Annotated in this window: 10 protein-coding genes; 8 read left to right on the forward strand and 2 right to left on the reverse strand. The window is 37.3% G+C overall.

The features are described 5' to 3' along the window. Positions 1-29 precede the first annotated feature (29 nt). The 5 genes from L1S35_RS10545 to L1S35_RS10565 all read left to right on the forward strand — a co-directional run bounded on the left by L1S35_RS10545 (position 30) and on the right by L1S35_RS10565 (position 8,319). The gene (locus L1S35_RS10545; protein ID WP_236400439.1) at positions 30-2,639 is read left to right on the forward strand and encodes a T9SS type A sorting domain-containing protein; all 2,610 of its coding nucleotides are present in this window, start codon (positions 30-32) and stop codon (positions 2,637-2,639) included. A gap of 121 nt (positions 2,640-2,760) precedes the next feature. Beyond that, entirely contained in the window at positions 2,761-4,254 is a 1,494-nt protein-coding gene (locus L1S35_RS10550; RefSeq protein WP_236400441.1) for a T9SS type A sorting domain-containing protein, read from the forward strand. Positions 4,255-4,342: 88 nt separating this feature from the next. Then, entirely contained in the window at positions 4,343-4,792 is a 450-nt protein-coding gene (locus tag L1S35_RS10555) for a hypothetical protein (protein ID WP_236400444.1), read from the forward strand. A gap of 696 nt (positions 4,793-5,488) precedes the next feature. Further along, positions 5,489-7,003, forward strand: coding sequence for a coiled-coil domain-containing protein (locus L1S35_RS10560; RefSeq protein ID WP_236400446.1), 1,515 nt, complete (start codon positions 5,489-5,491; stop codon positions 7,001-7,003). Beyond that, positions 7,000-8,319: a ComEC/Rec2 family competence protein gene (locus L1S35_RS10565; protein ID WP_236400447.1), complete on the forward strand. Its 1,320-nt coding sequence runs from the start codon at positions 7,000-7,002 to the stop codon at positions 8,317-8,319. The genes L1S35_RS10560 and L1S35_RS10565 overlap by 4 nt, the downstream gene beginning before the upstream one ends. A gap of 45 nt (positions 8,320-8,364) precedes the next feature. Here the strand turns inward: L1S35_RS10565 and L1S35_RS10570 are convergent, their stop codons facing one another. Both L1S35_RS10570 and L1S35_RS10575 read right to left on the reverse strand, forming a co-directional pair. After that, on the reverse strand, positions 8,365-8,634 hold the full coding sequence (locus tag L1S35_RS10570) for a GIY-YIG nuclease family protein (protein ID WP_236400598.1): 270 nt from the start codon (positions 8,632-8,634) through the stop codon (positions 8,365-8,367). A gap of 623 nt (positions 8,635-9,257) precedes the next feature. Then, entirely contained in the window at positions 9,258-9,446 is a 189-nt protein-coding gene (locus L1S35_RS10575; protein ID WP_236400449.1) for a hypothetical protein, read from the reverse strand. A 388-nt stretch (positions 9,447-9,834) separates the two neighbouring features. On the opposite strand from L1S35_RS10575, the gene L1S35_RS10580 reads away from it, so the two are divergent. The 3 genes from L1S35_RS10580 (at position 9,835) to L1S35_RS10590 (ending at position 12,271) form a co-directional block, all read left to right on the forward strand. Further along, positions 9,835-10,584, forward strand: coding sequence for a hypothetical protein (locus tag L1S35_RS10580; protein WP_236400451.1), 750 nt, complete (start codon positions 9,835-9,837; stop codon positions 10,582-10,584). Positions 10,585-11,150: 566 nt separating this feature from the next. Beyond that, complete coding sequence (locus tag L1S35_RS10585; RefSeq protein ID WP_236400453.1) at positions 11,151-11,930, forward strand: M15 family metallopeptidase; 780 nt, start codon at positions 11,151-11,153, stop codon at positions 11,928-11,930. Positions 11,931-11,941: 11 nt separating this feature from the next. After that, positions 11,942-12,271: a YegP family protein gene (locus L1S35_RS10590; protein ID WP_236400455.1), complete on the forward strand. Its 330-nt coding sequence runs from the start codon at positions 11,942-11,944 to the stop codon at positions 12,269-12,271. Positions 12,272-12,395 lie beyond the last annotated feature (124 nt).

Here is a 12,395-nt window from a genome sequence, read left to right on the forward strand (position 1 = left end):
TATTATTTTTATTTTTTAATTAACACCAAATGAAAAAAACAATTTTTATTCTCTCACTTTTTTTGCTTGTAAACTTCTCTTACTCTCAAAACAGTCTTCAATTTGCAAAGAGTATAGCTTCGACCGGCTCCATCATTACCAATGGTGGTGTAGTGATTAAAGATGTATTAACCGACAGTAATGGGAATACCTATTTCTTTGGCTACTATTTTGGTACATGCGACTTCGACCCTAATGCGGGTGTTACTGAAAAAACCGCTATCCTAACTGATGGTTTTGTGGTGAAATTTGATACGGGAGGGAATTTGATTTGGGTGAATACAGAAGCAGTTGCCGGCGATCAGGAAATCAGTGCCGGAGTCATTAATGTTGGGAGTATCTTTACCAATGTACTAACTGTAGTTCAAAAAAACAGTTTAAATACTTTTTCACTCAAACAACTTAATCTGACTAACGGTGAAACGACATTTACCTCTTCGAGCTATAGCACTAATTCAGGAAATAATGCAATAAACATTAATAGCATAGCGGTTTTTAATACCGCAACAGTCACTAATTATTATTTAGGAGGATCCTTTTTAGGAACGATTACTTTAGGAGCCTCCACTGCTACTAGTGCCGGAAATCTGGATGCATTTAGTTGTTGCTTTCGCACCACAAACGAGACAAATCCATTTACGTTTCAATGGCTAAATACTTATGGTGGTGCTGGTAATGATGAAATTAACGATCTATCCGCTCCTTCAAATTCTGTTCTTAACTTGATAGGTTATTTTAGCCAAACATCCGATTTCGATGGCAATACTTCTACAAATACTATCTCAAGAACTTCGGCGGGGCTTAAAGATGGATTTTTTGCGGTAGTATCTTCTTCAAACGGAAGACCAACTGCAACAGACAATGTAATTACAATTGGCGGAACAGGTAATGATGTATTCCTAAATATTTCAGGTGAAAGCAACAATTACTTCCTTTGTGGTTCATTTAGTGGAACAGTAGATTTTGATCCAAGCGCTACCGTCAATTCAAAAACAGCTACAGGCGGAACCGATGGTTTTGTGGCAAGATACAATAGCAGCACGCCCGACTTAGCCTGGGTACAAACATCCGGAACATCCGGTTTTAATGATGAAATCACAGACATAACTTCGAATTCTGGCACTAACAGAGTCTATTTTTGTGGTTATACGTCAAATTCGAGTGGTGGAAAAACCATACAATTAGCTTCACTTTTCTTTGATGGAAGTACCAATGCATTTGGAGGACCATTAACTCCAGCTACTGCTACTTCTCAAAATTATCCAACAGCTATAACACAAAATGACTATGACATCTATACCGTTGGCATTTTTAATGATACTGTTGATTTTAATCCGAGTGCTTCATCCTTTACCCTGAATAATAGCCCGAGTGGCAACAATGGCTTTGTTAGTAAAATGACTTTTTGTGGATTTCCTGCCATTACCCCGGTAATTAACGGAACATCAAATTCTTGTGCCTCTAATCAAATTCCGCTTACAATTTCAAATCCAAATTTAAGAAATAATGAACAATGGAAATGGTATAGCGCAAGTTGTGGAGGTACCCTGGTTGGGTCAGGAGAAACCATTACCGTATCGCCAAATAGTACCACAACTTATTTTGTTCGTGGAGAAGGTGGTTGTGCAGCTACTAGTGACTGTAGTGCTGCGTTTACAATAAACATCAATCCAAACCCAAGCAATGTGATTACACAAAATGGAACCATATTAACAGCAACCGAGGAAAATGGAATTTATCAATGGGTGGATTGTAACAATGGTAATCAATTTATAAATGGAGCGACTAATAGAAACTTTGCTCCTGCAGTAGCCGGAAATTATGCGGCTTTAGTTTCTAACGCATTCGATTGTCAGGTGCTGACGAATTGTATTAATTATAGTTGTATTGCAGCCACAGCACCAACCATTAGTGGTGATGTGTACGTTTGCAATGGTCTTGTTTCAAGTATTCCTTTGAATGTTACCGGCAACTTAAACAACAATACATCTTGGGCATGGTATTCCGGAAGTTGTAACGGTACACTATTGGGCTATGGGCCAACCCGAAATGTAGGTGTCGGAACGTATTATGTAAAAGGAATTGCAGGTTGCGCCGGTGATGGAGACTGTTCTCAACCTTTTACCGTTTCATTGTACAACCCAACCATAACCATAACTCCCGTAGGGAACACCTTAGTTACCCAAGATATTCCCGGTGCTACTTATGCCTGGACCGCATGCAATGACAATAGCGTAATTCTGGGAAATCAATACATTTTCACACCCCCGGGAACAGGATCTTACAAAGTATATGTAAACTGGAGCCAGAGCGGAAATTGTGCTTCAGGAGCAGGATGCTTTCAATATAATGGCCCTTTAAGCATACCTGAAGATACTAAGTTTGACTATAAACTATTTCCAAATCCGGTTGAAAATGTATTTGAAATTCAGTCTGAAGAACTAATTAAAGAAGTTACAATTTATAATGTTTTAGGACAAAAAATAGCACAATTTAAGAATCAAAAACATTACAATATTGAGCATCTCTCTTCCGGAACTTATATAATTGACATTAAGTCAGAGGAAGGAATTATAACAGATAAAATTATTAAAAGATAAGTATTAATGTAGTTTTTAATTTTTGGAAGAAAGGGAAGTGTAAATGCTTCTCTTTTTTTCTACCCATTTAGGTAGGTTCGGGTATTTTTTATTACAATAACTTTATTGTTATAAAAAAATTATGAAAAAAGTATTAGTAATTGTTATTGGCATGATAATGTCATTCAATTTAAATTATTGTCAACAGTTAGATGCTACTTTCGGGAATAGTGGCAAATTAGTTAACGACTTAAGTTTGGCTGTTGATGCATTAATTTCTATGAAATTACAGCCCGACGGAAAAATTATTGCGGCAGGTTCTGCAAACGATATGTTATCCTTGGTAAGATATGAACCAGATGGTACGCTTGATAACGCATTTGGTACCGATGGAAAAGTAATCACTCCTATACGTTGTGGTTTTTCTTGGACCGGCTTAGGCATTGAATTGGCACTACAAACGGATGGTAAAATAGTTGTATTGAGTAAACATTTTGTATCTAATACAGATCAAATGATAGTAACACGATACAATTCTAACGGAACCTTAGATACTAGTTTTGGGACTAATGGCATCACAAATATTAGCTCAATTGTTCTCGATAATAGTCTTTTTATCGACTCGATAAGAATACTGGCAAGTAATAAAATAATGGTGACAGCTTCGAATCAGCAAAATAAAATATACGTACTTCGTTTTAACTCTAATGGTAGTTTGGATACCACATTTGCCACCAACGGATTGGTTACACTTCCGGTGCCTGATGGTTTTTCCAGTTTTACGGCCAGGGGTTTTTATATTTATCCTGACAGTAGTATGTTGGTAGGAGCATTTATGTATACTGCTTCAAATTCAAATGCTAATTATGTCTTAACTCGTTTTCTATCAGATGGAACTTTGGATACCAATTTTGGCACTAATGGTTTTTCCATAACCAATATTAATTCCGGCAGTTCAGAACCACGTACTATAAATGTACAAGCCGATGAGAAAATAGTGTTTTCAGGCAGTTGCTATCTTAATTTCGTTATGATACGATATAATACTGACGGTACTTTAGACACCACATTTAATACAACCGGAATTGTTAAAACTAACTTTGGAGCAACTAGTATTTGTTCTGACGCGCTAATAGAGTCAGATGGAAAAATTATTTTAGTTGGTAATATTGGGGATGACTTTGGTTGTGTACGTTACAATTCAAATGGAACAATTGACAGTGCTTTTGGAACCAATGGCGCTTTCAGAGTAGACTTTGGTGCTTCGTATGATTATGGAAGAAAAATAATAGAACAGCCTGATGGTAAGTATTTAACGGGTGGCTTGACTAGTTATATGTGTTCCGATAGAGCATTTGCCCTGGCTCGATTTAGCCTGCCTAACTTAGATGTAGCGGATTCAGAAAGGGCTACGGTAACGCTGTATCCTAATCCAACCTATGATTTATTGAATATCAATAGTAAAAATCCCATTCAATCGGTAGCACTCTACGCTATTAACGGACAATTAGTAGCCTATCAGTTGGTAAACGATCTCACTGCCTGTATCGATGTGGCGCATCTCAGCCCGGGAATTTATCTAACCAAAATACAAACGGATGCCGGAGTATCCACTTATAAAATCAGTAAAGAGTAAAAACCACCTCAAAGGGTAGACTCTAACCTGAAATCAAAGTTTATATTTGAATACCGATGTGAATTATTAATTTTTAATCTAAAGTCTTATGAAAAAAATAGTATTAGTTGTAGTATTAGGTTTGTTCTTTTCATGCACCGGCAGCAATAGTTCTGACTGCGAACCTTCGGCGTTGCCGTTTACCAATTTAGAAGCTGAGTATGGTTGTGTGAATACCAAATACCTTTTATACAATATCGTTCAGGGAGACAATTTTATCATCATCCGCAATCAGATTGATTTTGAAAACATGACGGATGACGTGGCGTGCCGACCTCAAATTGACTTTACTACCTATGATTTGATTATTGGAAAAAAACAACTGACCTCGGGTAATCAGTCGATTCAGTATGAATATATGGATAATTGCACGGAAAAAGTACTGACAGTAACTTTTGTTCAAGATGAGACTATGGTGGCTCCAACAATAATTTATCATGCTTTAATTCCTAAACTTGCGCCTGGAGAACAGGTTGCCGTCGAAACTATTATAGAATAGTAGTATGAAGCAGCTTAACTCATTTATAGTTGAATATCGATTGGAAATAGTAATCACGAGTATATATGGTTTTATGACTTTTATTATATACTCTATTTTTAAATAATTGTTCACAAAATTATGATTGGGTAATTTTGAAGCTCCTCATTTTATGGGGAGTTTTTTTATTTAACCTGGTAGTCAAAACGGTTATTTCAAGTGTCTGGTATGAATTCAATAGGAGTAAATTTACTTACCGGAACGTTCCTTTTTTTTTGAGATGTATATCAAAAAGAGAGGGCTTTTAAAAAGCCGTTCCGGTTTCCTTTGCTCAGGTATCTCCTTAGGGCTCAACGAAGTTAATCCCTTGTCCAAAGTTCGCTTTTACTTCGTTCGTTTGCTATGCTCGGGTGTCTTCGCCAGTCGCTTCGCTCGAGTTCCTTTTGTTCTCATAGGAGTTGATAAGCTGCTAACAGGCGAATGCCATTTTTTGCATTTTATCGTATTAATTTGATTTTCAACGAATAAAAATGACATTTTGACGATGGTTTGAACATGATTTTTTAAATTAGAGTATCGTAAAGGATTCCAAAATACCACCGTTTTACGATTCTAATACCACACAATTTTTAGCGGAAAGTTAGTTGCCACTTTACTCTTTTACAGGGTCTTAAAGGCAATAGCTTATTGTAGTGTAACTTTTAAAATTATATAGGTATGGGAACAAAACAAACTTTAGTCGTTTCAATTCTGCTGTTATTTAGCTTTGTAGGGCTTGCACAAGATGTAGATAAAACTATTTCAGTTGACTTTAAAAATTTGAAGAATAAATATGAAGAGACAGTTGACAGGAAGAAGACGTTTCAAATCAAAATAACAAATATCAACCGAAATCTCTATAAAGTTGACGGGATTAAAGTCGAAACTAATTATAATATAGCAGTTCCTTCGGCATTGACAGGCATCAAGTTACCAGCATATATTTATACTACACCACCATCTCAGGATAAATTAAAATCAACTGGAGTGGGACTAAGCGCCCGGTCTTCTGATATTTACGATGAAATCCAAAAACGGTTTTATAATATCGAAGCAAATGCTAAAAAGTTAGATGATATAACTTTACTTTTTAATAAGTTGTCACATTTATCTAAAGATTGTCAAAATACATTTAATGACATCAAAGTACAAGTCTTGAAAAAAAGTAATCAGTATCTGAATGGTAATGATAATTATGGAACGACTACGGTTGAACAAATGAGAAGCAATCTCGAAGCAAAAATGACCTCACTTACCGAGGAAGCAGAAAGAGAATTAAGTGATTTACCGAATTGGATAGCAAGATATGAAGAACAAACTCCCAATGAATTGGAAGCAAGAAATATGTCGAATATCAAAGAACTTACCTCAGAAAAAAACAAACAGATAAGTTCAACTACAACAATTGAAAATCTTAGTAATCAAATAGCAAACTTTAAGGAAATAAAAGCCGATTTTAAAGATTTATTAAAGGAGATAAAAGCAAACCTAGAAAAAGCGAAAGCATCTGTTAATGACATGAAAAAATTTGAAAAGGAGGATAAGCCATATGAGTTGCTGCATTTATATGATGTTTTAACAAGTCCGGCAACATTTGAATATGATTCAGAAGTTATAACTGCCAAAACTGATGAGATAAAATATACTATTACCATAGAGCCAACAGAATTAAATATTTGTAATGCCAATGGTAAGAAAGTAATTGAGGTTATTGTAAAAGTGAATGGTGGATTTAAGATAGACTTTAGCAGCGGTGCTTTTTTGAATAGTGGGAGTGATGACTTTCTAGGAAACAGCTACTATTATATTAAAACAGATGCAGACCACAGAAAAATTGTTACTGCAGACAGGGGCTCTAGATATTTAATGTCCGTCGGAGCATTGATGCATTTTTATTGGAGAACTACATCTCCTGTAAAATTGGGCGGCAGTATCGGTGTAAGTACAACAGCTGCTGTATCTGACCTTTTGTTTCACATTGGACCATCAATATTCATTGGACATAAGAACCGGGTTGTAATTTCCGGCGGGTTAACCTTAAAATCATCGCCAATCCTTGATCAGAAATTAAAGACGGATGTGATTTACACCAATCTCGAAACTCCCGATGCAGTTCCTACAGTAAATGTATTTCCTAAAGCAGGACTCTTTTTTTCCTTGACCTATAATTTCACCGCATCATCAAATAAATGAAACACACTATGGCAACAACATACAAAACAGTAACGAGCCTATATGCCCAAACCTATAAAAGTATAGGTGCAAATGGCAAAGGAAAATCAAGTAACAACACCCTTTTAATGGGTTCGTTTGTAAAACTGGCTAATGAGACACAAGGGAATTGGGAGAAAGTGACAGCCTTTGGAAAAGAGGGTTGGATAGCTAAAAGCGATATTGGTGATTCACCGGCACTTAAATGTTTTTATGTAGACGTAGGGCAGGGAGACTCTGCACTGATTGAAGTAGGCAATGATGCTAATGGCATGAAAATTATTATTGATGGTGGTCCAAACGATAATCTGAGTCACTACCTAAGTAAATGGCAGTACAAATATTATTTTGACAATAATAAGAAAGTGAAAATTGACTATATTTTCATTAGTCATTTTGATAAAGACCATTATAATGGGTTGATTTCTATCATTAATGATGAGCATTATGAAATTGGCACTATTTTCCACAGTGGCATTGCTAAGTTTAATGATAGAAAATCCAATTATCCTGCAGATTACAATACCGAATTGGGAAAAAAAGTGCAACACCAAGGCGAGGATTATTTAACTACAGGTTTTGACAGCATCGCTGATTTAAATGCGCTCAAAGCTAATGGGGGAATGTTGGATATGCTTGAGACCTTTCTTACTGCGGTAAACAATGCGCATACCCAAGGCCGCTTACAGAATTTTATTCGTCTTGATCACAACAGTACTGTTGCCGGAAAAGTAATAAACGGTAAAAACCTCAGTTTTGAAATTTTGGGTCCTGTAACAGATGTTATTAATGGAAAAACCGCCTATAAATATTTTGACGATGAAGCCCATACGATAAATGGACACAGCATTGTTTTAAAAATCACTTATGGCAACCGCTCTTTTTTATTTGGTGGAGATTTGAATATTCCGTCAGAAGACCATCTATTGGCACATTACGGGGGAGCAAACCCCTTTGAAGTGGATGTAGCGAAATCCTGTCATCATGGAGCATCCGAATTTACTACAGCCTTTATGGCTAAAGTAAATCCCTATGCTACTGTGATTTCTTCAGGAGATAATGAATCTTATTCACATCCGAGAGCCGATGCAATTGGTTGTGCCGGTAAATATACCAAATCAAATAGACCCTTGGTGTTTTCCACCGAATTGGCACGGTCGCATTCTGAAGGTTCCGATAAAATTAAATACGGAATGATAAACATGCGCTGCAATGGCGATGATATAATCATGGCACAAATGAAGGAAGTAACTACCGGCAGCAATGTGTGGGACTTATATGAAGAAGCGTTTTTTTAATTAAAACCACGCGAAGGATTCACGCGGCAGCAGGGTAACCGCTGTTTAACTAAACTTCTTCTTTGCCAAGTTTGGCAATAAATCATAATCACCCCTAATCAATGCTTCTTTCTTAGCTTTAGACCATTTTTTTATCTGTTTTTCTTTTTCGATTGCGAAGTTTATATCTGTGAACTCTGCATAAAAAACCAACGTAACAGGCCTTCTAGAAAAAGTATAGCAATCAGGAAAGTAACCTATTTCATGTCTATAGATACGTTGTGTTAAATTACTGGTTACACCCGTGTAATAGGTGGTGTCAGAACATTTTAGTATTTAGATGTAAGATTGTTTCATTTAGTAAAAGTAAGAAATATTTTATGCAAAAAGCTTCTCGATTAGCTTCGCTCAGTTCGGCTGACGCCTCGGGTCAATTTTTAAAACTAAGAACTGGCGTTCTCACTTTTAAAAATCACTCGAAGTGACGTCCTTCGATACATCCGCCGCCGCGGACACTCAGGATGACGATTACTGCTTAACGTCAGTTCGAGTGTTTTTGGTTCTTGAGTTTAAAAAGGAAGCAAATCGCCCTTACCAAAAATATATCGAGAACCGTTGTTTGAAGTTGGCTTCTCGATACTATTTTATAAACTAAGAACTGTCGTTCATAGTTTATAAAATCACTCGAAGTGACGGCTTAAGGTATACGTCAGTTCGAGTGTTTTTGGTTCTTGAGTTTGATAAGGAAGCAAATCGACCTTACCAAAAATTTATCGAGAACCTTTGTTTGAAGTTGGCTTCTCGATTAGCTTCGCTCAGTTCGGCTAAAGCCTCGGGTCAATTTCACAAAGCAAAAACTAGCGTTTTTACTTTGCAAAATCACTCGAAGTGACGGGGGTATGTATGAGTAACGGAATATTTTGGGTTACATTTAGGTTTAGATAGTATTTTTATTTCACTTATCTTATCAAGGGAATTACTTTGTCGAGGTCAAACTTCATGTAGTCGCAGAACTCGTGGATGGTTATGGGTTGGTGTTTTTCTTTGTTGTGTTTTTTCTTGATTTCGAGCACTATGTTCCTTGATTGCCTTTCTCCTTTGCCTGTGATGGCTTGAACATCTTTTGGGTAAATACAAATTCTTTTCATTGGTTACTAGTTTAGTATTGGAATTTATCTTCCATACTTTAGTAGGCTTTACCATAACGTTTATATGACGTTACCATGACGTTACCATGACGTTACTATGGCGCATTAGGGCAAATTTGATTCTATTATAACGCAATACTACTCAAAATATTATGCACGCATATAAATTTTAACATTTCTTTTAGGGTAAAAACGGCAGTTTTGGTAAAAGACGGCAAAAAGGGTTTGTTATGACCAAGGGGTATATACTAAACGCAAACATTTTGAGTTTTATAGTTGTAAGCTCTTGGTATTTAGTGGTTTGTTATTTTAGTTATAAAAGGACTATACCCGATTAAGATGGCCTGGAATTACAAAAATTTATTTAGTAACCTTAATATTTAGTATTATGGCAAAATCAAATGGAATTTTAAAAATTGAAGGTACAATTGAAGATTTAACCTTCTACAAAAAGGACGGTAAAAATTTTGTTCGTCGTAAAGGAGGGGTTTCAAAGGAACGTATAGCGAACGATCCCAATTTTGTGAGAACCCGGGAGAACAACAGTGAATTTACTATTACGACCGGAGCCGGTAAATCACTTCGTTTGGCTTTGGGTAGTTTAGTCTTTAAGGCAAAGGACACTAAGATGGTCAGCAGATTGGTGAAAACAATGTCAGATATTAAAAAATACGACACTGTTTCTGCCAGAGGTAACCGCCAAATTTATGTTGGTCTCGGCACTCCGGATGGTAAGTTGGCTTTGCAGGGGTTTGATTTTAATGCCAATGCCCCTTTAAGCAGTGTGCTGTTTACGACCTATGAACTTGACACTGCTACGGGTGTCGTTACCTTATCTGAATTTATTCCTTTAGAGCAGATTCGTTTTCCTGAAGGCGCAACTAATGTAAGCATTCAAAGTGCCGTTCTCGGAATTGATTTTGAGACGGAGGTTTCGGAGTTGGCTTTGAGTAATGTGGTTAATTTACCTTTGAACCTTACTCCAACCCCTGTTACTTTGACTCCAACCAGTGTTCCTACGACCACCGGTGTTACTTTGTTTTTGCTTGCTATCTCCTTTTTTCAGGAGGTGAATGGGCAGCAGTATTCTTTGAAGAATGAGGAGTATAATGTGTTGCATATTGTAGATGTAATTTAATTGGTTATTGGTTTTAATTGAAAGGCTCCCTTGTGTTTTTGGATATGAGGGAGTTTTTTTTGAGTTGTTGGTTGTGGGTTTGTCACTTCGAGTGATTTTTAAAGTGGAAAACGCTAGTTTTTTACTTTGAAAATAGTATCGAGAAGCTATAGCCGAACGAAACTAATTCAGCGATAGCGGGTGGTTATCTTCTTTTGTCTTGACACAAAAGAAGCAAAAGGTCAAGGCTCTGAATCTTCAACGGTCAAATTAATTCTTGAATTCTAAATGAAAAGAACTCGCTTCGCTCAAACAGCTTTTCATTTTACGAATTCTTCGAATATTTGACACTCGTTTCCAGATTCTAAAGCCAATTTAAAGTACAACTTACTTATTACAACTAGCCACATAGTATAAAGACCGTCACTTCGAGTGATTTTTGTGAAACTCGACTTTTGGGACGAGATGAAGAAAAATCGTATCGAGAAGTTTAGTTATAACAACTCTTCTAGCTTACGCTCCCTTCGCCTTCGTCTTGGGTCTATCATCTATTCTCTATTTTCTATTAAACTTTAAAAACTATTATTATGAAACTATTACAAAAAGGCAGCCGAGGTGCTGCTGTAAAAAAGTGGCAGTACTTCCTGATAGGGCAGGGACTTTATCGCGGGAGTGCCAACGGAATTTTTAATTGGGCTACGCATGACGCTACGGTCTTATTTCAAAAAAAGTATCATCTGGTGCCTGATGGTATCGTAGGGAACAGGACGGTTGGTGCGGCGCTGTTGCAGGGTTTTGGGTTGGTTGCCGATGTACGCAATGATAGCAGCGGGGCTGATTTCCCACCGAAACCTGATTTCCCTCCTTTGGTGTCCAATAGGGAGCGGGAAGCTCTTTTTGGGAAAATAACCTATACAGCTATCCCTTTGCCCGACAACCCGGAACATTTAGCCATTACGAATCATTGGGACAGGGATAACATTATTAAAGTTACTATACCCCAGCTGAAAGCCCTGAAAGGGAGTGCTACCGTTTATTTTCATAAAAAAGGAGCCGCACAGTTACAACAACTTTGGCACGATTGGGAAAAAGCGGGTTTGCTCCACTTGGTACTGACTTGGGACGGCGCCTATACCCCCAGGTTTGTGCGAGGCAGTAAAACCGTTTTGAGCAACCATGCCTTTGGGATGGCGTTTGATATTAATTATGCGTGGAATAAACTGGGGACTGTCCCGGCTTTAGTGGGGCAGAGAGGAAGCGTTCGCCTATTGGTGGCACTTGCTCATAAAAACGGCTTTTATTGGGGAGGCCATTTTACCCGAAAAGACGGAATGCACTTTGAATTGGCAAAAATTGTAAAACTTTAAAAACTATAATCATGGGAACATTTGAAATTACAAAAAGAACAAACGGCGACTTTCAGTTTACGCTGAAAGCCTCTAATGGAGAGTGTATTTTAACCAGTGAGGGCTATACCACTAAAGCAGGTTGTCAGAACGGAATTGATTCGGTTAGAACCAATGCTCCGAATGACTCACGCTATGATAGGAAAGTAGCTGTAAATGGTGACTATTATTTTAACCTAAGGGCGGCAAATGGAGAAGTTATTGGTACCAGCGAGTTGTATGAAAGTACGGCAGGAAGGGATACTGGGATTGACTCTGTAAAGACTAATGCGCCTCTGGCGACTGTTGCCGATTTGAGTTGACCTAACGACGCTGCTTTTGAACTCCTTATCATTTTGAGATGATGGGGAGTTTTTTATTTTATGGATGGGGGGTGAGATTACCAACGGTTCTTGTTTATTCATGTTTGAGAATGTTCTTATTGTA

This window comes from Flavobacterium anseongense (assembly GCF_021608185.1).
Classification (GTDB): domain Bacteria; phylum Bacteroidota; class Bacteroidia; order Flavobacteriales; family Flavobacteriaceae; genus Flavobacterium; species Flavobacterium anseongense.

What these genes read in the sequence shown, in the direction of transcription:
- L1S35_RS10590 (WP_236400455.1), top strand. Translation starts at nt 11,942, where the DNA reads ATGGGAACATTTGAAATTACAAAAAGAACAAACGGCGACTTTCAGTTT.
- L1S35_RS10565 (WP_236400447.1), top strand. Translation starts at nt 7,000, where the DNA reads ATGAAACACACTATGGCAACAACATACAAAACAGTAACGAGCCTATAT.
- L1S35_RS10545 (WP_236400439.1), top strand. Translation starts at nt 30, where the DNA reads ATGAAAAAAACAATTTTTATTCTCTCACTTTTTTTGCTTGTAAACTTC.
- L1S35_RS10575 (WP_236400449.1), bottom strand. Translation starts at nt 9,446, where the DNA reads ATGAAAAGAATTTGTATTTACCCAAAAGATGTTCAAGCCATCACAGGC.
- L1S35_RS10550 (WP_236400441.1), top strand. Translation starts at nt 2,761, where the DNA reads ATGAAAAAAGTATTAGTAATTGTTATTGGCATGATAATGTCATTCAAT.
- L1S35_RS10560 (WP_236400446.1), top strand. Translation starts at nt 5,489, where the DNA reads ATGGGAACAAAACAAACTTTAGTCGTTTCAATTCTGCTGTTATTTAGC.
- L1S35_RS10555 (WP_236400444.1), top strand. Translation starts at nt 4,343, where the DNA reads ATGAAAAAAATAGTATTAGTTGTAGTATTAGGTTTGTTCTTTTCATGC.
- L1S35_RS10580 (WP_236400451.1), top strand. Translation starts at nt 9,835, where the DNA reads ATGGCAAAATCAAATGGAATTTTAAAAATTGAAGGTACAATTGAAGAT.
- L1S35_RS10585 (WP_236400453.1), top strand. Translation starts at nt 11,151, where the DNA reads ATGAAACTATTACAAAAAGGCAGCCGAGGTGCTGCTGTAAAAAAGTGG.